Source organism: Gordonia sp. CPCC 205333 (genome assembly GCF_048537885.1).
GTDB lineage: Bacteria > Actinomycetota > Actinomycetes > Mycobacteriales > Mycobacteriaceae > Gordonia.
Window position 1 is genome coordinate 842,617 of the sequence record NZ_JBCLVI010000001.1, and the last position, 21,902, is coordinate 864,518.

A 21,902-nucleotide genomic window follows, 5' to 3' on the forward strand; every position below is an offset into this window, starting at 1 on the left:
TCGTGGGGTTCCCATTCTCAGTTGAGTCTGGGGCCTACACCCGGCGGGTATTTCCGTAAGCGTTGAGCACATACAGTCCCTTGGCGGTAGTGACTGTGATCGTCGCGAACGGGCGTACCGATACCGGTCCCACAGCGCCGGTGACCGAGAACTGCACTCCGTCGAGGAACAGTTCGATCTCCGGTTCGGTCATAGTGATCTCCCCGGTTTTGACTTCGGAGATCTTGCCCGGGGCGACCTTGAATTCGAAGTCGGCTGCCGGGATGATCGTCGATTCCGCGCCGACGTCGGCACCGATATCGGTTCCGATCTTGGCGGTGGGTCCAGCCGCGGCGATATCAACAGACGGCGACACCTTCGCGTTCAGCCCGCCCTTCAGTTTCAGGTCAGGTGTGTGCAGCGTGACCGTCACGCCGTCGGGTGCGACGGACACCGGGTAACCGAACTGATAGCCGACGACGACCTTCGCACTCAGCTTCTTGGCCTTGGCGATGTCGGAGATGCGGGCGCGGAAGTCGGAGGTGATGAACGCTTCTTTGGTCAGCGGGTTGGAGTCGAGCGGTGCGCCGGCCCGCACCTTCGATGTCTCCGCGGTGATCGAGACCCGGTGCCCGTCCGTGGTGGTCTTCGTCGCACCGACGGCTGGCGCCACAACCACGACCCCCGTGGCGATCGTCGCGGCTAGCGCCAAGACCGCCGACGTCACTAATCTCTTCATGTCAATTCCCGTGTCTTCCCGATGTCTATGCGGCCGATCCCGCAGAATTCCGGCCCGGCGTCGATGCCGAGCGATGTGCCCACAGCAAACATCAAGAAACCTCCAAGTGCCGCATCGAGAATTCCGGATCAGCATCTTTGCGCAGGTCAAAGCTCCGATCCGGAATTCCGGACCGGAAAGAGAAGTTGGCCCAATCCTGGTCTGGACCTATTCTGACGCGTGTGACCCAGAGTTTTGACGCCGATCCGGTCGGCCGGTTCGGCGATCAACTGATGGCACTATTCGCCGTCGCCGGGTCGCCGACGCTGGCGGCTGTCGCCGTGGGGGCGGCAAAGGTCGCGCCGGGCCGGCCATCGGTGTCGGTCCAGCGAATCAGCGACTGGCGTCGCGGTCGGCACCTGCCAGCCAATTTCGAAGTACTCGAGCCGGTCCTCACTTGGTTGACGCTGCAAGCGCAAATGCGTCCGGAGGCGCCCGACCTTCCGTCGCTTCCGCAATGGCGCGAGTGGTGGGACCGGACGCGCATATCGACACCCGCACAACCGCAGGCTGTGCCCGCGGTCGTGCTGCCCGACGAACCGTATGCCGGTCTCGCCGCGCTGACTTCCGATGATCGCGCGGTGTACTTCGGCCGGGACGAGGTGCTCGCCGACTTGGCTGAATTGATCGAACTCGCGGCAGTCGAATCCGGTACCCCCGCGCTTGTCGTCGTCACTGGAGTTTCCGGTGCGGGTAAGTCCTCGCTCCTCGGCGCGGGCCTCGCCGCGCTCGCCGATGATCCGTCTCGCCGCTGGACCGCCCATGCCACGACCGCGGCCGAGCTCACCGGCGACGACCAGTCCGACGTCGATGAGAATCAGCTCCGGATCGTCGCCGTCGACCAACTCGAAGCTGTCCTAGTCGGCGCCGATGATGCGGGTGCCGGTGATCTCGTCGACTCACTCGCCGCATTGGCCACCCTGCCGCGAACCGTCGTGGTACTCGGCATCCGCGCCGATATGTACGAACGCTGCGCGGCGTTGACGCCGATTGCCCGCGCGTGGCAACGCCGATCATTAATCGTGCCGCCAATGACTGATGCACAGCTGGAAGAGGTCATCAGCAAACCGGCCCGCGCCGCCGGACTCCGAGTGGAGAAGGGGCTAGCGGCCACAATGATCGCCGACCTGCACGCCACGACGTTGCAGTCGGCGACGGGTGAACCGGTGACAACGCGCGCCGGTCAATTGCCGTTGCTCGCGCAGGTGCTCTCGGTGATGTGGACCCGGCGGCGAGGCGGAGCGCTCACAATCGCCGGGTATCGCGCGACCGGCGGCGTCGAATCCGCGATCGCTGACGTCGCGGAGCGCGCCTGGGCCGATCTCTCGCCGCGAGCGCAACACGTTGCATGCCGGCTGTTGTTGGCAATGGTGCATATAGACGAACACACGGTGGTCCGCGTACAGACCGACGGTGGCACGCTCTCATCGGTCATCGCCGACGCCGCGCTGGTCACCGAGGTCGTCGAAACCTTTGCGCAGGCACGGTTAATCACGATCGGTCAGGGACATGTCGAACTCATCCACGACGCGGTGCTGACGGCCTGGCCGCGGATGGTCAAGGTGATTGATGGAGTGCGTAGCAGCGCGCCGCTATTGCAACGCGTGAGCTCTGACGCGCGCGAATGGGATGAGGCCGGCCGTAGTGCCGCATTGCTCTATCCGGCCGAGCGCTATCACCGCGCCACCGTCTTGGCCGACGATCCGCTACTTGGAGATCTGGCCGAGCGTTTCCTCGCCGCGACGGGTGAGCACCTGGAAACCCGGCAGCGTCGACGCCGGGTCGCGCTGGTGTCGGTGGTGGTGCTCGCAGTGGTGTCGGTGGTGGCGGCGGTCTTGGCGATCGTGTCCAACGTCGCGTTGAGTTCTCAGCGCGACGACGCGCGGTATTCCGCGCTGATGGCGACCATCGGCCGCCTCAGCTACACCGATCCTGGGCTGTCCGCGCAGTTGGCGGTGGCGGCTCTGCATATGCGACCCGACGATCAGCGAGCGCAGCTTCGAGTGCTGCAGACTCAACAGTTGCCGTTGCCCGCGTCGGCACCTAAGGGGCATACCGCGGCCGTCTATGATCTCGCTACTAAGCGGTCCGGTCCTAAGACGATGGTCGCGACTGCGAGCAACGATCGTACTGTTCGTCTCTGGGATGCCTCCGTTCCACGCGAAACAGCCAGCTACCCAACTGCTTTGACGGGATATCAAAGTTTTGTCACCTCGGTGGCCTTCGCCCCCGATACGTCGCTGCTGGCTACCGCGTCGGGGGACGGTACGGTGCCGATCTGGGATGTCGTGGATCCGGCCGCACCTGTACGACGCGGTGTGCTGCGGGCGCCGGACGGGGTGGGTGCTACCTATATTGTCCGGTACAGCGCGGATGGCGCTCTGTTCGCCACCACCTCGGACAGTGGGGCGGTTACGTTGTGGGACACCAGGAATCCCGGAGTCGGTGGCGAGCCGTATCGGCCTCTCGGCGTGGTGAAGGAACACAAGCGGCCGGTTCGCTCGGTCGCGTTCAGTCCGACGGCGCCGTTACTCGCCCTCGCGAGCGATGATGCGACCATGTCGCTCGTCGATATATCGAATCCCAACGCGCCGTTGACGATTGCCACCCTCGACGATGGCGGCGAGGCTGGCTGGCATTCGGTGTCGATCTCGAGCAACGGTCGGTTTCTCGCAGCGGGCCGCGACGACGGTGCGGTCGCCGTTTATGACATCGCCGATCCGCGTCGTCCAACTTTGATCGCGCTGCGTTCCGAAGCGCATCTGGCGGCCGTGTGGTCGGTCGGATTCTCGGCCGATAGCGCCACGATGCTGTCCGCATCGCTCGACGGGACGGCGCGCCGGTGGGATATCGATGGTGCGGGGCGCCGAGCGTCACCCGCGCGACTCGACAGTATTGGTGAACCCATCCGGACCGGCAACGGTGCCATCAATACTGCTCATTACCTGAGCGACGACGTAGTGCTCACGGCGGGAGCCGCCGGACTCTTACAGGCGTGGTCGGTCCCGGTCTCGCCGATACCAGCTCACCCGCTGCCTATCATGCGGCCCGCGGTGACCCCGGACCGTAGGCTATTGGCAACTGGCTCGGCGGATCAGTCAATTGACCTGTGGGACACCAGTGATGCGCGCCGACCGGTGCATCGGTCGACTATCGAGCGGCGAGTGGGGACCAGCGGTGGGTATTACGCGGCATTTGATCGGACCGGTCGGATTCTGGCGGTCGCCTTCGGCGGTGGCCGGCATATTCAGCTATTCGACGTTGCTGATCCGACGCGGCCGCGGCCATTGGTCGAGCTGACGGTAGCAACGAGATATACAGCACCGCTTGCCTTTTCGCCGACGCGCGATGAACTGATCACCGGCGATACCGATGTGTCGCTCACCAGATGGAATGTGACCGACCCGGCCAGGCCGGTGCGGATAAATGGATCGCTATCGGGGCCAACGGGTTTCATTCAGCGGGCGATCTTCAGTCCCGATGGCGGCCAGCTGAGCGCCGCCAGCGCCGACGGTCGGGTGTATCAGTGGTCGACGCCCGATACCGGCGCGGTGAAGGCCTCGACTCCGCTCGACGCGCATCGACGCGGGGTGAACGACATCGCCTATGCCAAATCGGGCAGATATCTGTACGCGGCGTCGGATGACGAGACGATCTCCGTGCACGATCCGCAGGGTAACCAGGTGTATTTGGCGCAGGTTGGCAATCGTGTTGCGGCGCTGTCGGTTTCCGACGATGGCAGCACCCTCGCAGTCGGGACCGACCAGGGGCTGGAGATCTGGGATCTGCACGATCCGGCCCGACCGCAGCGTCGAGGCGACGGCGGTCCACTGTCGTTGACGTCGGCGATGACGAGGTTCACGACCTTCGTCGGGAATCAGACAATCTATACCGGTGGGCAGTCGATGCTGCAGTGGTGGAATACCGACGTCGAGTCGGACGTGCGGCGGGTGTGTGAAACCACTAACGGGACTTTGAGTCCGGCACAGTGGCAAGCGGTCGCGCCAGACGTTAGGTATGAGCGACCCTGTACGAGCTGATCGTTACCCGATAAGAGCGCCAAGCCAATGTGTCGGCTCCATCCACACCGTCACATGCTCCCCCAATTGGTCGTGGGCGAAGGATAGGTAGCTGGCCAACGCATCGCCCCCCAGGTACCGCGCGGCAACCTCTTCGATCTGTGCATCGGTTGACGGTGCGACGTCGGCGACGACGCCTTCGACAGACACGTATTTCACTTGCGGCACAACGGTATCGACCATCAGACTGAACCGCCCGGCGGCGTTGATGGCGGCCATCTTCTGTGACGACGGCAATGTGGTGATCCACGGTTGTTCGCCAGGTGTGTAGGCGTACCAGATCGGCACGGTGAGCGGGCCGCGCCCGGCTAGGCTGACGGACAAGGCGGCCACATGTGGCTGCGCGAGAAATTCTTGCTTTTCAGTGTGGGTGAGGGCCATCTGCCCATGATGACAGTCGAACCGCTGGAAGTGTCCCGCTCACGCGATCACGCGGCGATATAGCGCCTGCTCCCCCAGGGGGCAGTTTCAGCGCCGCTGGAGCACCCGTAGCGATCGGTGACCGCCGACCTCGCTGAAGTCTCCGGATTCCAAAGCCTGGCAATAGATTTCGTATGGCGGTCGTCCGCCGTCGGCTGGGTCGGGGAATACATCGTGAATCAGCAGCGCTCCGCCGGGGCGCACCCACGGTGCCCAGCCGAGGTAGTCGGCCTGTGCTGCCTGCGAACTGTGACCGCCGTCGATGAATACGAAGTCGGCAGGTGCGCCCCACACTCGCGCGGCGTCGGTTGACTTGCCGAGTAATCCCAGGACAGTGCCCTCCAGATTGGCGTCGTAGATGGTGCGGCGAAAACGAGCGGAGGTGTCCAGGGTGCCGGTGTGCGGATCGACGAGCGAGGTGTCGTGGTACTCCCAACCGGGCTGATGTTCTTCGGAGCCGCGGTGATGGTCGACCGTCACGATCAGTGCATCCGCCTCGAGTGCCGCGGCACCGAGAAATACCGTCGACTTTCCGCAGTAGGTACCGATTTCGACGCCGATGCCGACCGAATCCGGTCGGCCGAGGTAATCCTGCGCGACGTGATAGAGGGCCATAGCCTCGTCGGTCGGCATGAATCCGGGGGCCGCATCGGCGGCGGCGAGACGAACCGGGGTCAGCTCGGAGGCGGTGGACGGGGCTGTCGACATGCGCCCGATCTTACCTGTAACGCGTTCTACTTCCGCGTCGAGTCGGTATCGCTGGTTGTCGACGAATCGGTGTCGCGGCGCGCGTAGGGTCGAAAACTATGAAGGCGCAGCTGCTCACCGAAGAATCCGGCCCAGCCGGTTTGTCCCTGACCGAGGTCGATGATCCGACACCCGGTGCCGATCAGGTGCTCGTCGACATCAAGTCATGCGGTATCTGCTTTCCCGACTTGCTGATGAGCCAGGGCAAGTATCAGTTACGCCCGCCGCTGCCGTTTACGCCGGGTACCGAGGTAGCCGGGGTAGTGCGTACCGCCCCGGCCGATTCGAAATTCCAGGCCGGCGACCGAGTTATCGTGGCGTCGATGGTCGGCGGGTTCGCCGAGCAGGTTGTCGCGCACCCGGCGCAGCTGTTGCCCATCCCCGATGTCATAACCTTCGACGAAGCGGCGGCGATGGGAATCAACTTCCAGACCGCGCTATTCGCGCTGAAGATGCGAGCACAGACCGCGCCGGGCGAGATCGTGGGCGTGCTGGGTTCTGCCGGCGGTGTGGGAATCGCATCGATACAGGTTGCAAAAGCTATGGGCACCAAGGTAATTGCCGTCGTGCACCGCACCGGTGCCGAAGAGATGCTGCGCGCGGCGGGCGCCGACGAGGTGGTGCAGCTCACCGAGGGCTGGGGCAAGCGGCTCAAGCAGTTCGCGCCCGAGGGCGTCGACGTAATGATCGATCCGGTTGGCGGCGACGTCTTCGACGAGGCGCTTCGGCAGGTGGCTCCCGACGGACGATACGTGGTGATCGGGTTTGCCGCGGGCGGCATTCCAACCGTCAAGCTCAATCGAGTTCTGTTCCGAAATATCGCTGTGACCGGCGCAGCCTGGGGTGAGTATGTGCGGACCCACCCGGATGTTCCGGCGCTCTTGCACGACGAGTTGGTGGAGATGGTCGACGCCGGCATGCGCCCGCCGGTGAACGTCACCTACTCATTGGCAGAGTTGCCGCAGGCACTCACGGATTTGGCCGAAGGTCGGGTTCGCGGCAAAGCGGTCGTCCGCATCGCCGATTAGTTTGGTACCAGGAACTGGTCTGTCTTGTGAGTCCGGCCTTGTGAATCCGGCCTTGTGAAACATAGTCAATTTGGAGGTTAGCCATGTGTCGCAATATCACTGAGCTGCGTGGACTTGAGCCGCCGGCCACCGAGGATGAGGTGGAGGCCGCCGCGCGCCAATACGTGCGAAAGATCAGCGGAATCCGTCATCCGTCGGCGGCCGTCGAGGAGGCATTCGAGAAGGCCGTGGCGGAAGTTACCGCGACGACCCGCGAGTTGCTTGGACAGATGCCCGCACGGCGCCAGCCGCCGAAGACGGTGCCGCCGTTGCGTAGGCCCGAGGTGCAGGCGCGGATCGCAGCCAGGGCCGGCGGCTGACGGGCACGTAGCTCGTCGTCGTAGTCTCGTCCCCGCGAGTATGCCCGGAGGGCACTATGCCCTCCGATGCTCCTCAGCTGGACGACATTTCATCAGCATCGATCTGGTGGCGGTAAATCGATTGTCCGCCAACTCATTACCCCGTACTGTCCTGCAGGCAAACAATTCGTCAAGGATAGGAAAGGTAATGAATGGCTACCCGGTGCAGTTGTCCGGCGCACCGAATACGTTGATGTGGGCACACGAGTATGAGATCGAAGCTCAGGCTCTCCAGCAACTACGAAATATCGCCACACTCCCGTGGATTCACGGGCTCCGCGTCATGCCCGACGTGCACTTCGGCAAGGGGGCAACAGTCGGTTCGGTCATCGCCATGCGTGACGCGGTCTCGCCATCGGCGGTTGGCGTCGACATCGGCTGCGGTATGGAAGGTGTACAGACATCGCTGACCGCCGCAGACCTGCCAGATAACTTGCGTGCGTTGCGTTCGCGCATCGAGACGGTTGTCCCGGTTGGATTTCGGATGCACGACAATCCGGTTGATCGCCACAAGATGTCGACTGCCACCAAGTGGCATCTGAACGAGTTGTGGGACTCTTTCGCCGATCTCGACGAGAAGGTCCACAATCGTCGTACCCGTGCGGCCAAGCAGATGGGCAGCCTCGGCGGCGGCAACCACTTCATCGAAGTGTGCCTCGACGAGAACGACCGCGTGTGGTTGATGCTGCACTCCGGATCGCGCAATATCGGCAAGGAGATCGCCGAGCGGCATATCGGCGTGGCAAAGACGTTGCAGCACAACGTCGACCTTCCCGATGCCGAGTTGTCGGTATTCCTCGCCGGTACGCCGGAGATGGACGCGTACCGTCGTGATCTGACGTGGGCGCAGAACTATGCCGCCAAGAATCGTGCGGTGATGCTTGACCTGGTGAAGCAGGCGGTACTCGATGAATTCCCCACCGCCGGAGTAAGTTTCGGCGAGCAGATTTCCTGTCACCACAACTATGTGGCCGAGGAGGTCATCGACGGCGAGAAGATGTACGTGACCCGTAAGGGGGCGATCCGTGCGGGTGCGGGAGATCTTGGCTTGATTCCGGGCTCGATGGGCACCGGATCGTATGTCGTACGCGGGCTGGGTTCGGTGGACTCCTTCGCCAGTGCGTCACACGGAGCGGGCCGAAAGATGTCGCGTAACAAGGCGAAACGATCGTTCACCGTCGAAGACCTGATCGCTCAGACCGTCGGTGTCGAGTCCCGTAAGGACCAGGGGGTTCTCGACGAGATCCCAGGTGCGTACAAGGACATCAACGAAGTTGTCGCCGCACAGAACAATTTGGTCGAGGTAGTCGCTTTCCTGCGCCAGATAATCTGCGTCAAGGGATAGTGACGCCGCTGAAATATGTCCCCTCGTGAACTGAGATGCCCTATTGCCATCTCACCTGCGCACAGGGCATATTTCAGCGGATCGCGGCGGCCAAAGCGGCCAGGATCGCATCATCTGCTTGATATGGGGTGTTGAAACCCAGTCGATCGACCACCCCGCCGAACCGCCGCGCCAGTTCTGTCGCGCCCGAGGCCGGATCAGTCACTGTCACCGCGATGGTATCCACTAGCCCGTCGTCAACGAGATCTGCCATCTCAATCCACTTGCCCTGTTTCGATAGCTCGCGCAGTTGGGGACCGATCGCTGCCCGGTCGTGTAATTCCAGGATGGGCCAGTACGCGGGAGTCGACGCATAGAACGAGATCTGTTTGCGAATCGCCTCGCGTGCCGCCGCCCGGTCGTCCGCGCTCGCGCCGACGATGACCATCGCCGAGTGGTGAATGTCGACGACGGTCTCGCGATCACGCGAGGCCGCCCCCGTGCCCAGCGTCGGGACCGTGACCTCCCGGAGGAAATCGCCGGTGGCCAGCGGATGTGACAGGAATCCGTCGGCGACCGCACCGGCCGTTCGCGTCATTTGCTCGCCTATTCCCGCCAACCATATTGGGGGAGTGCCGCTTTCAGCGACGACGGTCGGATCCGGCATGAACAGCGGTGTCATCAACGTGTGCTGATAGAACTCGCCGCGATGGTCGAGCCGTCCGCCAGTGAGCCAACTGTCCCAGATCGCACGAACGGCGTCGATCATATCCGCGATCCGCGCGGCCGGTCGACTCCACGGCATGGAATAGCGGCGCGTGATATGCGGTTTGATTTGGGTGCCGAGCCCCATGATGAACCGTCCGCCGGAATAGGCCTGCAGATCCCAGCCCATCGTCGCCAACAGCATCGGGTTACGCGCGAACGCCACCGCGATCGACGTTCCCAGCGTCACCGTCCGGGTATGTTCTGCGGCGAGCAGTAGTGGCAGGAACGGGTCGTGGGACCCCTCGAAGGTCCAAATACCTTGGTAGCCAGCGGATTCAGCTTTCGATGATGCGGCGGCCATATCTCGAAGGTCGCAGGTCAGCGTGACATCGACCTTCATGAGCCGGTGACCCTCACGACTCGACGCCGAACACCCGGGCCGCGTTGGCATACAACACGCCACGCAGCCAGTCGTCACCGAACTCCAGCCGCACCAATGCGTCGAGGGCATGGCGGTAACCGTATGGAATATTAGGGTAATCGCTGCCGAATAGAATCCGGTCGCCCAGGTCGACCAATCGTGGGTATGCGTCGTTGGGGAATGGGACCAATTCCTCACTGAAGTCGGTGAACGACATAGTCGTATCGAGCAGGACTGATGGGTACCTGTCGGCGAGGTCGAGGAATTCGACGAATTCCGGGGTACCCATATGAGCGATGATCAGCCGTAGCGATGGAAAGCGGTGCAGCACATCGGCTATCGGGCGTGGTCCGGTGAATCGTCCTGGCGCGGGGCCGGATCCGCAATGGATCACCACTGGAATCTGTGCATCGGCTAGCTGCGCCCAGACTCCGTCGAGGAGCGGGTCGGTCGGGGAGTAGTCGCCGACCTGGATATGCGATTTGAATACTCGCGCACCCGATTCGATGGCTTTGCCGACATACGCCGGCGCCGATTCCTCGGGATAGAATGTCGACGTTTGCAGGCAATCGCGGTGGCGTGTGGCGAAATCTGCAGCCCAGCCGTTGAGCCATTCGCCCATATTGGGCTTGTGCGGGTAGATCATCGACGTGAACCGTCGAACTCCGAACGCGGCAAGGCCTGCGACGCGTACATCCTCGTCGGCGCGATAGTTGATCGGCCACTCTCGGCCTACCATCGGTCCGACCGAATCGAAGTAGGCCCAGACCTTGTCCATGACATTTCGCGGCATGAAATGCGTATGGACATCGATCAATCCGGGCAGGCCAAGGCCCTGCCACACCGCGGTGACCGAGCGTGCCTCTTCGTCGCTGAAGGGTTCGTGATTCGTCACGTTGGTCAGACTACGCCCGAGATGCGGATGCGGAGGTGATGTCATGAGCCAAGCAGCTCAGGATGTGCGTCTGCGATGACCTCCGCTCGATCAGCTTCTAGCACAAAGCCTTCCGCGATCGCGTTGGCTGTCGCCGCGCCATAGGCGTCGAGATAACTCTCCTGACTGCCGTACCGAGCGAGGAGATCGCCGGGCTCGATCGCACCGGTCGCGCCGAACAGCAGGCAAATCCTCGATACCGGATTTCTCACCACGCCGGTGAGTATTTGTGTCGGCACGTCAACACAGGGCGTACGAACTCCGCCCCGTACATTTCCAACCTCGTCGGTGACGAAGGTCTGCTGGTCGTCGGCGAGTTCCAGAGGTGCCGCATGTGGTGGCGCGGTGCCGTCAGTGACCCATATTCGCAGATGAGACAGCGCGGCGCGCAGTACGAAACGTTGCTGTCCGCGGTTGACCGGGTCCGGGCAGCCAAGGTACTCCTCGTATTGCCCGATCTGAAAGTGGTCGGCATGTGCGCTCCCGGTGACTTCCCACGTCCGCAGGCGATCGGTGTCGGCCTGTCGCGCGCGGTGAAACTGGAAATTGGTCAGGACGTCGGTCTCGGATTGGACGATGAATACCGGTGATCCGACCTCGTCGGGAATGGTGACTGGGTTACCTGAGAATGTCGCATCCACGTCGATTCCCGTTCCGACCTCGCCGAGTGGCAACTGCGATGCGGCCCGACTGTGTATGAGGAAGCCATCGAATGTGTGGTCGGGGAATGCCGTCACAAAGGTCGTCAACGCCATCGCCGACTGTGATTCGCCCACCGCGAGGACCCGTTGGACGGCTAAGCCCGCGAGCGGATGTGCGGTGGTGTCGGTGTTCCGCAGTTGCCGACCGATCAGCTCAAAGATGTTGTAACAGTATGCATCGCCAGGGTGGTGCAGTTGGCCGTAGCGGTCCGGATCTTTGCCTGCCAACGACTTTGGTCCGGCATGGCTCAAGCCGACCGATCCGACACCTCCCTCCACACCGTCGTACTGGGCCGATACGCCGACCCATGCGTATCCGCCACGCACCAATTCCTCGGCGAGGTAGGTGTATTCGGGTGCGCCATCGGCACCACTGCTGACGTTGAGCCATTCCACGACGGTCGTACCGTTGAAGTCGGTGCCGTCCAACGGACGTCGTGCGACGATCCGCGTGGTGAACTGCGCATTCTGCACCGGACCATCGGCGGTGCGGCCCACTGTAAAACCGTGAACCGCGAACTCGGTATCGGAATAGCCGGCAGCGGCTAGATCCGGGGCAGGAGCCGCCGACAGTAGCGAGCAGCCATTGCCACCCGACAGTTCGGTGAATGCGACGGTCGCCACCATCTTAGGACTCCTTGTCGTGGTTAGTCTTCCGATACTTCTTGCTTACACCCCCGAACATCATCGTGAGTTTGCTGCCCAGCGGCCAGCCGATGTAGTAACACAGGAATAGGCCGATCTCGTCGAGATCGTCGGGGGTCAGCTCCCCGTTGCCCAGTGCTGCTCCCGCTTGAATTTCGGCGACATCGACTTGGTTGGTCGCCGCCAACGCACCTAAGAGCAGCAGACGTCGATCTCTGATCGACAGGCCATCCCTGGCCCATACCTCGCCGAATACATGGTCGGCGGTATGAGCGAAGAAGTCGCCCGGGCCGTCGGCCATCTCCCAGCCATAGACCTTCGACATCATCTCGAGGCCCTTGCGGCGCTGCGGTGTCATCTCGTCGGTCATCTTAGGGAGAGCCTTTCTCGATATGTGGAACGCCAAGCCATTGAGCGAGATTCGGCAAGACAATGTTGCCGAGCGGTGTGTCGACGCCAAGTTGCGTACCCAATCCCGTTGCCAGGAGGAGGTCTTTCTCGCCGAGGTCGCGCACATGCGTGAAGACGTCGTACCAGAAGTCATCCTGCTCGATCGGAGCAGTATTGTCGCGCAACATGATCGCGCCCGCACCGCCGGTGATCGCATCGGTATGGCGAACGACCCGTCCCAGCTTGCCGAGGTCGATCCCGGCCGCCTCGGCTAACCGCGCGGCTTCGGTGGTGGCGGCGAAGGAGATGAAGTGCAAGAGATTGCGCGCCAACTTCATCTCGGTGCCCGCGCCGACGCGGTCGCCGGCGTGCACCACCATATTGGACACCGGCTCGAATGCGGGTTTCACTCGCTCGTATGCCGCGCGGGGGCCGCCGACCATGATCGCCAGGCGTCCCTCCGAGGCGCCTTGTGCCCCACCGGAAATCGGTGCGTCGAGCACCACCACTCCGCTGGCCGACGCGGTTGACGCCAATTCCACCGCGGTTTCCGGGCTGATGGTCGAATGGATCGCGATGACGGTTCCCGCTGGTGCGGCGGTAAGTAATCCGTCGACTACGGTTCGCACCTGTGCGTCGTTGAGCACGCAGATGGATATGACGTCGGCATTCGTACCGAGGTCGGCGAGTGAATGCGCTGCTGACGCTCCGGCGTCGACCAGTTTGGCCACCGCAGCATCGTCAAGGTCGAAGACAGTCACCGGATGGCTGCCGGAGACCAGCTTTTCGGCCATCGGGCCGCCAATATTGCCCAGCCCCACGTAGCCCAGACGAATGTTGGCCGTCACGATCTAATCACCTGTCCGCCATCGACATTGAAGATCTGGCCGGTAATCCACTGGGCTTCGTCGGACAACAGGAAAAGGCACATGCCCACCAGGTCCTCGGTCGTGCCCATTCGCTTCAGCGCGAGCCCGTTGACGATATCTTTGACCATATTCGACGGCGTGGTGGTGCGGGTCGCCTCGGTGTCAATCGGTCCGGGAGCGATCGCGTTGACTCGGATATTCTGTCCGCCCAGTTCGACGGCGAGTTGTTGCGTCAGACCATTGATGCCGACCTTGGCCAGGCCGTAGAAACCGCTGTAAAGCCATGCTGCGGTGGAGGATTGATTGATTATTGCGCCGCCGGCGTTCATCTCGGCGTACGCGGCGCGGGTCACGTTGAGCGCACCGTCGAGGTTGACGCTCATGAATTTCTTGTAGTAGTCCCAGGGGACCGTGATCAGGAAGTCGAGTTTCATTCCACCGTAGATGGCGGCATTGTTGACCAGGTAGTCGATCTTGCCGTAGGTCTCGACCGTCTGTGCGACAAGGTGTTTCGCTGAGTCCTCGTCGGCGACATCGGTGTGGATATATGTGCCGCCGATGTCGGCGGCGACCTTCTCGCCGAGCTCATCGTTGACGTCGGCGACGACAACGCGTGCGCCCTCGGCGGCGAGCCCGCGTGCGTAGGCCTCGCCAATACCGCCGGCGGCGCCGGTCACTATAGCTGTCTTGTTTTCGAATCGCATTGGGGGAGTGTCCTTCTCGTGTTGTGGGTACTAGGCGGGGTAGGCGACGGCTTTCGTTTCCAGGTACTCTTCGAAGCCGGCCACACCCATCTCGCGGCCGATCCCGGAGGCTTTGTATCCGCCGAACGGGATATCGGCGGAATACCAAATGCCGCCGTTGACTCCCAGTGTCCCTGTGCGAATACCGTTGACCACCTTGTTGATTCGTGTCTCGTCGGTGCCGTACACCGCTCCGGACAGGCCATATGGCGAATCATTCGCGATCCGAATCGCGTCGGTATCCCCGTCGTAGGGGAGGATGACCAAGACGGGCCCGAACACCTCCTCTTGAGCGATGCGCGCGGAGTTGTCGACGCCGGAGATTAGGGTGGGTTCGACGAAGTACCCGGTTCTTTCCGGCGCTTTGCCGCCAGTCTCGATCACCGCGCCGTCGGCGCGGGCATCGTTGATGTACTTCAGGACGCGGTCGCGTTGACGGGCCGAAGCGACTGGGCCGCAGATGGTTCCGGGTTTGGTTGGATCGTCGGCAGCAAACCCGGCCAGTGCGGTCCGGGTCAACTCCACTGCCTGCTCGTACTGGTCCCGCGAGACGAGCAGTCGGGTGGTGATCGCGCACCCCTGTCCCGCGTGGGTTACGACAGTGAAAGCAGCCATCGAGCATGCTCCGGCCAAATCGGCGTCGTCGAGAATCACGAAGGCTGATTTTCCGCCAAGTTCCAGGAATACCTTCTTCAACGTCTCCGATGCGGCGGCCATCACTTGGCGGCCGGTCGCGGTCGAGCCGGTAAATGAGATCAGGTCTACCCGCGGGTCGGTGGTCAACTGGGTGCCGAGCGCGTGGTCGGTCGAGGTGACGATATTGATCACGCCCGGCGGAATGTCGGTTTCCTCGGCGATGACTTTGCCGACCAACGCCGCGCACCAGGGAGTGTCCGGGGCGGGTTTGAGAACCACGGTGCAACCGGCTGCCAACGCCGGTCCGATCTTGGCGAAATTGATCTGGTGGGGGAAGTTCCACGGTGTGATCGCTCCGACTACGCCGATGGCTTCGGACCGCAATTCTCGTCGGGTGTTAATACCCATCGGCGATGCCTCGCCGAGATCGGTTGTCCACGAATAGGATTCGGCCAGGTCGGCGAAATAGCCCAGATCACTGACAGGCCCCTCCAATTGGGGGCCGTGCGTGAGAAATATTGGGCAGCCGACTTCGGCGACAGTCAACTCGCGCATCTCGTCAGTATGTGACTGCAGCGCGTCGCGCAGTTGCCGTAGGCAGTTGGCGCGAAAGGCGTGATCGCGTGACCAACCGGTGGTGTCGAACGCGTTGCGCGCGGCGGCGATCGCGGCATCCATGTCGGCCGCGGTGGCGTTTGCGGCGTATCCGATGACCTCTTCGGTCGCCGGGTTGACGACATCGAATACTCCGCCGGAACCGGCTACAAGCTTGCCGTCGATCAGCAGTTCGGAACTGTCGGTTGGGCGTAAAACACTCACTGGACCTCCATCTGGACAGGTGTCTGGACTCAGGTTCAAACGTAGTGTAGCGTCGCTCACATGTCCAGCACGCAACAGACATCGATCGGCATAGCTACTCCCAGCGCTTCCCTCGCACAGGAATCGACACGCCGCCGCCTCTCAACGCAGCAGGCCGAGACAGTCGCCAAGTTGACCGATGCTGCGGTAGACGTCCTCAACGACGTCGGCTTCGACGGCCTGACCGTTCGGGCCGTCGCCAAACTCGCGGGTGTGGCCCCGGCTACGGCGTACACCTACTTCTCGTCGAAGAGTCATCTCGTTGCCGAAGTTTTCTGGCGACGTCTGGCCGACGGCGTTCCCGAACCCGACCCGGCAAGCGCACCCGGCGAACGGGTGGCTCAAGTGTTGCGGGCCGTCGCGCTCGTGGTGGCGGGTGAAGGGCAACTCGGCGGTGCGGTCACGGTCGCGCTGCTCGGCACCGACCCCGACGTCGAACACCTACGGCTACGGATCGGCGGCTTCATCCGGGTCCGGCTCGCGCAGGCCCTCGACGTCGATCCGGAAAGCCCAGGCCCGGTCGTGGACACCCTCGAACTTCTCTACGCGGGAGCGCTCGTGCACGCCGGGATGGGACATCTCAGCTACGAGGCGACCTCGGAACGACTCGTTGCCGCCGCGCTGCGAGTACTCGACAACTGACATTTCTTGTGCAACAGCCCAGATGATCTGAAGGAGTCCGGCGTGTCCGACATCGCCACCGCGACCGGCATGGAACACCTCATTCCATTCGACCCGTATGCCTACGATTTTCACGACGATCCGTACCCGACGTATCGGCGACTGCGTGCTCAGGCGCCGGTATACCGAAATGCCGGAATGGATTTCTGGGCGCTCGCCCGTCACGCGGATGTGCGTGCCGCATTCCGCGATGCCACAAGGCTTTCCAACAGCTGGGGCGTCTCGCTGGACCCGGCTTCCTATACGCCCGATGCTCATCGGTCCATGTCGTTTCTCGCTCTCGATGATCCCAAACATCTGCGGATACGCAAGCTGGTCTCGAAAGGGTTCACGCCGCGACGCGTCAACGAATTGTCCGGCCGGATAACGGCTTTGACCCATGAGCACTGGAGTAAATGTCTCGACGCCGGTGAATTCGACTTCGTCGGCGACTTCGCCGGCCTGCTGCCGATGGACGTCGTGAGCGAATTGCTCGATGTGCCGTCGTCGGATCGTGCGTTTCTGCGCGAACAGTCGGACCTGCTTATCCATCGCGAAGAGGGAGTGCTCGACGTTCCCGAGGCCGCGGTGCACGCCTATATCGCGCTATTCCAATACTATTCGGACCTACTCGGTGGACGTCGAAAGCAACCTGGCGACGATCTGGTGTCCGCGCTCCTCGGCGCCGAGATCCACGACGATGCGACTGGCGAACTCATGCGCCTCACCGATGACGAAATTATCGGTTTCATGATGCTGATGGTCGTCGCGGGCAATGAGACGACCACCAAACTCCTTGCCAATTCGATCTACTGGGGGTGGCGATTCCCCGATCAGCTGGCCAAACCGCTGTCCAATGTTGACGTCGTGCCAGAGTGGACCGAAGAAACCTTGCGCTATGACAATTCGACGCAGATGCTGTTGCGCCGGGTCCTGGAGGATGTCGAATATGGCGGATATACGATTCCGGCCGGTGACCGGGTGCTGCTGCTCGTCGGTTCGGCCAACCGCGACGAAGAGGTCTTCGGGCCCGATGCGGAAGAATATGTCGTCGGACGTTCCGGCACGGATGGTTCGGTTGGTCAGGCACTGACGAGTTTCGGTCTGGGAACGCATTTCTGCCTTGGCGCGCATCTGGCCCGGCTGGAGGCGAATGTGGGTCTCACCGAGGTTGCCCGGTCGATTCGTGACATTGACATCGACATCGATAGGGCCGAGCGGGTGCATTCGGTCAACGTGCGTGGATTCGCAACCCTCCCGGTGAAAGTGACGGTGCGCTGATGCCTCGTTTTGGACCCCACCCCGTTCGCCGCCCGGTTCTGATCGCTGGTGCGTCGTCGGGTATCGGTGCCGCGACAGCGCAATTGCTCGGCGCCGCAGGCTATCCGGTTGCACTCGGCGCTCGCCGAGTAGAGAAGTGTCAGGAGACCGCGGAGCAGATCAGTGCGGCCGGCGGCGAAGCGGTCGCGGTTCCGCTGGACGTCACCGACACGGCCTCGGTGCTCGAAGCGGTCGCGAAATCGCAAGCGGCACTTGGTGCTTTGGAGGTCGTCATCTCCGGTGCTGGCGACCTCGCCGTTGGCCGTGCCCATGAGATGGACTCCGCGGCATGGGCCGAACAGATCGACATCCACTTGGTAGGTGCACACCGGCTCTATCGAGCAGCAGTACCGGATATGATCACTCGCCGTCGCGGTGACTTCATCTTCATCGGCTCCGACGTTGCGATCCGCCCGCGCCCGTGGTCGTCGGCATATGTGGCGGCGAAGACCGGCATCGAAGGCTTGGTAGCCACCGCCCAGATGGAACTCGAAGGAACTGGTGTGCGCGCGAGCGTGATTCGGCCCGGACAGACCCTCACCGGGATGGGGATGAACCTGGACCCGACCGAAACCGAGGCGATGCTAGGCGACTGGGTCCGATTCGGCCTGGCCCGACACGGCAACTTCATGACCCCCGACAACGTGGCCCAAGCCGTCAGCTCGGTCATCGCCATGCCGCCGGGAGCGCATATCCGAGTGCTCGAAGTCGAAGCCGAGGGCAAACTGACCACGATTGAGGAGGAACGCAGATGACATCAGCAGCCGCAGAACAGCTTTCGACGCCGCGCCGGGTATCCGGCGGTGAAGTCGAATACGGTCACCTCGATGAACTGGCGACCGACCCGATCGGACTGTTCGCACGAGTTCGGAACGAATGCGGCGACGTCGGGCAGTTTCAGCTCGCCGATCGTGAAGTTGTCCTGGTATCCGGTGCCGCGGCGAATGAGGAATTCTTCCGCGCATCCGATGAAATCCTTGATCAGGCAGCGGCTTACCCGTTCATGACCCCGGTCTTCGGTGAAGGCGTCGTCTTCGACACCAGTCCCGAGCGTCGTTCGGAGATGTTGCACAACCAGGCCCTCAAGGGCGCACATATGAAGCAGCACGCGATCACCATTCCCAATGAGGTGGAGCGGATGATCGCCGAGTGGGGTGAATCTGGCGAGATTGACTTGCTGGAGTTCTTCGGTGAATTGACGCTCTACACGTCATCATCGTGTCTGATCGGCCGCAAATTTCGCGAAGAATTATCCAAACACGTCTCCGAGCTCTACCACGATCTGGAAAAGGGGACCGATCCGCTCGCCTATGTCGACTACAACGCCGATATCGAGAGCTTTCGGCGTCGCGATGCGGCTCGGGCCGAATTGGTCGAATTCATCGCGGGTGTGTTGGATGGTCGAGTCGCGAATCCCCCTGAGAATAAAGAGGATCGAGACCTGCTTGATGTGCTCGTCTCGCTGAAGAATGATGACGGCACACCGATGTTCAGCGCCGACACCGTAACTGGGATCTTCATCTCGATGATGTTCGCCGGCCATCACACGACACAGGGTACGGCCGCATGGACTTTGATCGAACTGCTGCGCAATCCCGACTATCTGGATCAGGTCGTCGCCGAATTGGATGAGATCTATCGACCGGGTGCAGATGCCGATGTCGAGACCGTAGATGGACGGGTGCCGTACAGCTTCGCGGCGATGCGTCAGATCCCCAAGTTGGAGTCGTCCCTGAAAGAGGCCTTGCGGCTACATCCGCCGCTTATCATTCTGATGCGAGTTGTGCAGGAGGACTTCCATATTCACGGTGAGGGGCCGGACGGTTCGTCGACCGAGTACACGGTGAAAGCCGGACAATCGATCGCGGTCTCACCAGCCGTGTCTAACCGGCTGCCCGCCGACTTCCCCGATCCGAACGAGTTCAACCCAAATCGCTATTTCGAACCGCGCCAAGAGGATCTGGTCAATCGCTGGACTTGGATTCCATTCGGCGCGGGCCGGCATCGGTGCGTCGGAGCGCAATTCGCGATCATGCAACTGAAGGCCATCTTCTCGGTCCTTCTGCAAAACTACGAGTTCGAGATGGCCCAGCCCGCCGATTCCTATCACAACGACCACTCGAAGATGGTTGTACAACTGGCTCAACCGTGCCGAGTGCGCTACCGCCGTCGCAGCGAACCGGGTCCGCGCTGCGCGGAGGTGTGATCATGCGAGTCGTCGTCGACTTGGACCTATGCCAGGGGCACGGTATGTGCGAACTGGAGGCGTCCGACGTATTCGTAGCCGATCGTGATCACGTCGAGGTCCTCGACGATCACCCCGATGAGAGTCATCGATCCGAAGTTGTTGCCGCCGTGCGGTATTGCCCTACCCAAGCCCTCAAGATCGTCGAAGACTGACGGTCGACCACACCTTCTTAGGAGCTGATGATGTCATTCGATCGTGCTGAATTGGAAGAGATGAAACAACGTTGGCTGGCAGCCAACATCGAGTGTGAGAAGGCTGGTGACTGGAAACCGTTGGCGCAGTTCTACACCGAAGATGCGACATACGGCTGGAACTACGGGCCGACCAAGGATTTCATGGCGGTTGGGCGCGACGAGATCCGTGAACTTGCGCTGGGCCAGGAGATGGAGGGGCTCGAAGGCTGGACCTACCCGTATCAACAATGGGTGATCGACGAGAAGTCCGGCGATATGCTCGGGTTATGGAAGCAGGTGTACGAGCGTACGCGCCCGGACGGCTCGCACTACGCCCTGGACGGCATCCAGGGTAGCTGGTTCAAGTATCGTGGCAACTTCCAATTCGGTTGGCAGCGAGACTTTTTCGACTACGGAAACGTCTCCGCGCTCTTCCTGGAGATGCTTACCGACAAGGTGTGCAGCGATGGGATGCTCAAGCGAATAGAGAAGTCGGCGCCGGGTGATCTGCCCGGTTGGTACCCCTATGGCAAGGCTCCGGTGAAGATCTGGTGAGCGGCAGCGCCGGGTCATCCGCCGGGGCGATATCCGGGCGGGAGTCATATACGGAATTGACGCAGGAGCAGTTGGCGACGATTCTGCCGGAGTTGCTGCTTTCGGGTCAATTGATCGACCGCAGCGGGATGGCTCATCTGATCAGTGCGTTCGGACGAGATGTGATGGCGCAGATCGCGATTGAAGAATGGATGGCGGCCAGTCCGGTATATACCCACCGGATGCGGACCGCGTTGGGGATTGCCGGCGATGGTGTCGAGGACATGTTCAAATGTCTGCAACTCGACATTGGCGCGCCCCCGCAGTTCATGGATTTTCGATACGAGATCACCGACAAGTACCACGGGTCATTCGTGCTGGCGCACTGTGGGGCGCTGATGGATGTCGAGCCGATGGGCGACGACTACGTCACCGCGATGTGTCATGACATCGAAGATCCGACTTTCGACGCTACCGCTATCGCGACGAATCGGAGGGCGCGGATCAGGCCGGTGCATCGGCCACCTCGGCTACCGACAGATCGCTCGCCGCACTGCGCGTGGACTGTAACCATCGAACCGGACCGTGACGAGCTTCCGTTGCCACCAGATGCGGAGTGGATGTTCGGAATGGCCATCGCCGCAACGGAATTGACGCCTATCGATGAATTGGCGACCGACGGTGTCGTCGACTATCGAGGGCCGTTGTTCGAAGATCTTCAATTCCGCCAATGGTCGCGCTCGGCCCTGGTGCGGATCGCGCAGGAAGTCGCGCTGCAACACCAATTGCTGGCACTGGGTTTCGAGCGTGCCCTGGCGCGGCGGGCCGTCGACAGCAAGCAGCGTGACGACGTGTTTCGGAAACAGCTCACCGGTATCGCGGGGATAACCGCTGAACGACTAAGTGCTGCTTTGGGGCTCCCCGGCGATGCCGAAGGTCTGGCGACCGTCCTCACTTTGCACCCGGTTCTTGGACCGGCGCAATATACCGGTGTGCTCGCCGAGGTCGTGAATGATCAGGTGCGGGTGCGTATCCCGCAAGATTCCGCGGCGATGCGCGACGGCGGGTGGATGACACTCCTGACTGCCGACCACCTTGAGCCACTACAGGCCGCGGCAACCGCGGTCGAGTCGCACTGGACCGTCGGTGACGCAACTATTCGTGACGGTGCATTGGAAGTCGTTATCGCACCGGGGGACTCGCATCAAGAATCGGGAGAAGTGGCGATTGTGCGCTTCAGTTCGGGGGCGACCTTCGAATTCGTCAACCGCGGCATTCCGCTGTCGATCACCCCCGTGAGCGGATAGCG

The 21,902-nt window shown here is 62.1% G+C and carries 21 protein-coding genes; 11 read left to right on the forward strand and 10 right to left on the reverse strand.

What is annotated here, in order from left to right:
* Positions 1 to 34: 34 nt before the first annotated feature.
* On the reverse strand, positions 35 to 718 hold the full coding sequence (locus tag AAFP29_RS04040; RefSeq protein WP_419216015.1) for an MspA family porin: 684 nt from the start codon (positions 716 to 718) through the stop codon (positions 35 to 37).
* A gap of 221 nt (positions 719 to 939) precedes the next feature.
* Between AAFP29_RS04040 and AAFP29_RS04045 the strand changes: the two genes are divergently transcribed.
* Positions 940 to 4,797, forward strand: coding sequence for an AAA family ATPase (locus AAFP29_RS04045; protein WP_419216016.1), 3,858 nt, complete (start codon positions 940 to 942; stop codon positions 4,795 to 4,797).
* A gap of 3 nt (positions 4,798 to 4,800) precedes the next feature.
* On the opposite strand, the gene AAFP29_RS04050 is transcribed toward AAFP29_RS04045, so the two are convergent.
* Together AAFP29_RS04050 and AAFP29_RS04055 are read right to left on the reverse strand one after the other, a co-directional pair.
* Positions 4,801 to 5,217: a pyridoxamine 5'-phosphate oxidase family protein gene (locus tag AAFP29_RS04050; protein WP_419216017.1), complete on the reverse strand. Its 417-nt coding sequence runs from the start codon at positions 5,215 to 5,217 to the stop codon at positions 4,801 to 4,803.
* Between the two features lie 87 nt (positions 5,218 to 5,304).
* A complete protein-coding gene (locus AAFP29_RS04055; protein WP_419216018.1) occupies positions 5,305 to 5,964 on the reverse strand; it encodes a class I SAM-dependent methyltransferase in 660 nt (219 codons plus the stop codon).
* A gap of 98 nt (positions 5,965 to 6,062) precedes the next feature.
* Here AAFP29_RS04055 and AAFP29_RS04060 point away from each other — a divergent pair, with 98 nt between their 5' ends.
* The 3 genes from AAFP29_RS04060 to AAFP29_RS04070 all read left to right on the forward strand — a co-directional run bounded on the left by AAFP29_RS04060 (position 6,063) and on the right by AAFP29_RS04070 (position 8,774).
* Positions 6,063 to 7,031 carry an NADPH:quinone oxidoreductase family protein gene (locus AAFP29_RS04060; protein ID WP_419216019.1) on the forward strand — a complete coding sequence of 323 codons (969 nt, stop codon included), beginning with the start codon at positions 6,063 to 6,065 and terminating at the stop codon, positions 7,029 to 7,031.
* 83 nt (positions 7,032 to 7,114) lie between these two features.
* Positions 7,115 to 7,390: a DUF2277 domain-containing protein gene (locus tag AAFP29_RS04065; protein WP_419216020.1), complete on the forward strand. Its 276-nt coding sequence runs from the start codon at positions 7,115 to 7,117 to the stop codon at positions 7,388 to 7,390.
* A 187-nt stretch (positions 7,391 to 7,577) separates the two neighbouring features.
* Positions 7,578 to 8,774 (forward strand): RtcB family protein, encoded by a 1,197-nt coding sequence (locus tag AAFP29_RS04070; protein ID WP_419216021.1) that lies wholly within the window; start codon positions 7,578 to 7,580, stop codon positions 8,772 to 8,774.
* Between the two features lie 73 nt (positions 8,775 to 8,847).
* On the opposite strand, the gene AAFP29_RS04075 is transcribed toward AAFP29_RS04070, so the two are convergent.
* From AAFP29_RS04075 to AAFP29_RS04105, 7 genes are read right to left on the reverse strand one after another with little or no spacing between them, the layout of a single operon-like run.
* Positions 8,848 to 9,861, reverse strand: coding sequence for a TIGR03617 family F420-dependent LLM class oxidoreductase (locus AAFP29_RS04075; RefSeq protein WP_419216022.1), 1,014 nt, complete (start codon positions 9,859 to 9,861; stop codon positions 8,848 to 8,850).
* Between the two features lie 13 nt (positions 9,862 to 9,874).
* On the reverse strand, positions 9,875 to 10,822 hold the full coding sequence (locus AAFP29_RS04080; RefSeq protein WP_419216023.1) for an amidohydrolase family protein: 948 nt from the start codon (positions 10,820 to 10,822) through the stop codon (positions 9,875 to 9,877).
* Entirely contained in the window at positions 10,819 to 12,144 is a 1,326-nt protein-coding gene (locus tag AAFP29_RS04085; protein WP_419216024.1) for an alpha/beta hydrolase domain-containing protein, read from the reverse strand. Before AAFP29_RS04085 ends, AAFP29_RS04080 begins: the two co-directional genes overlap by 4 nt.
* Position 12,145: 1 nt before the next feature.
* Positions 12,146 to 12,532 (reverse strand): carboxymuconolactone decarboxylase family protein, encoded by a 387-nt coding sequence (locus AAFP29_RS04090; RefSeq protein WP_419216025.1) that lies wholly within the window; start codon positions 12,530 to 12,532, stop codon positions 12,146 to 12,148.
* Between the two features lies 1 nt (position 12,533).
* On the reverse strand, positions 12,534 to 13,400 hold the full coding sequence (locus tag AAFP29_RS04095; RefSeq protein ID WP_419216026.1) for an NAD(P)-dependent oxidoreductase: 867 nt from the start codon (positions 13,398 to 13,400) through the stop codon (positions 12,534 to 12,536).
* Positions 13,397 to 14,125, reverse strand: coding sequence for an SDR family oxidoreductase (locus AAFP29_RS04100; protein WP_419216027.1), 729 nt, complete (start codon positions 14,123 to 14,125; stop codon positions 13,397 to 13,399). Before AAFP29_RS04100 ends, AAFP29_RS04095 begins: the two co-directional genes overlap by 4 nt.
* Before the next feature lie 30 nt (positions 14,126 to 14,155).
* Complete coding sequence (locus AAFP29_RS04105) at positions 14,156 to 15,619, reverse strand: aldehyde dehydrogenase (protein ID WP_419216028.1); 1,464 nt, start codon at positions 15,617 to 15,619, stop codon at positions 14,156 to 14,158.
* 60 nt (positions 15,620 to 15,679) lie between these two features.
* Between AAFP29_RS04105 and AAFP29_RS04110 the strand changes: the two genes are divergently transcribed.
* The 7 genes from AAFP29_RS04110 (at position 15,680) to AAFP29_RS04140 (ending at position 21,900) form a co-directional block, all read left to right on the forward strand.
* Positions 15,680 to 16,300, forward strand: a complete 621-nt coding sequence (locus tag AAFP29_RS04110) for a TetR/AcrR family transcriptional regulator (protein WP_419216029.1) — start codon at positions 15,680 to 15,682, stop codon at positions 16,298 to 16,300.
* A gap of 69 nt (positions 16,301 to 16,369) precedes the next feature.
* Positions 16,370 to 17,599 (forward strand): cytochrome P450, encoded by a 1,230-nt coding sequence (locus AAFP29_RS04115; RefSeq protein WP_419216336.1) that lies wholly within the window; start codon positions 16,370 to 16,372, stop codon positions 17,597 to 17,599.
* Entirely contained in the window at positions 17,599 to 18,393 is a 795-nt protein-coding gene (locus tag AAFP29_RS04120) for an SDR family oxidoreductase (RefSeq protein ID WP_419216030.1), read from the forward strand. The genes AAFP29_RS04115 and AAFP29_RS04120 overlap by 1 nt, the downstream gene beginning before the upstream one ends.
* The gene (locus AAFP29_RS04125) at positions 18,390 to 19,844 is read left to right on the forward strand and encodes a cytochrome P450 (RefSeq protein WP_419216031.1); all 1,455 of its coding nucleotides are present in this window, start codon (positions 18,390 to 18,392) and stop codon (positions 19,842 to 19,844) included. Before AAFP29_RS04120 ends, AAFP29_RS04125 begins: the two co-directional genes overlap by 4 nt.
* A gap of 2 nt (positions 19,845 to 19,846) precedes the next feature.
* On the forward strand, positions 19,847 to 20,038 hold the full coding sequence (locus AAFP29_RS04130) for a ferredoxin (RefSeq protein WP_419216032.1): 192 nt from the start codon (positions 19,847 to 19,849) through the stop codon (positions 20,036 to 20,038).
* Positions 20,039 to 20,068: 30 nt separating this feature from the next.
* Positions 20,069 to 20,614 carry a nuclear transport factor 2 family protein gene (locus AAFP29_RS04135; protein ID WP_419216033.1) on the forward strand — a complete coding sequence of 182 codons (546 nt, stop codon included), beginning with the start codon at positions 20,069 to 20,071 and terminating at the stop codon, positions 20,612 to 20,614.
* Complete coding sequence (locus tag AAFP29_RS04140) at positions 20,611 to 21,900, forward strand: hypothetical protein (RefSeq protein WP_419216034.1); 1,290 nt, start codon at positions 20,611 to 20,613, stop codon at positions 21,898 to 21,900. The genes AAFP29_RS04135 and AAFP29_RS04140 overlap by 4 nt, the downstream gene beginning before the upstream one ends.
* The last annotated feature ends 2 nt before the right edge of the window (positions 21,901 to 21,902 follow it).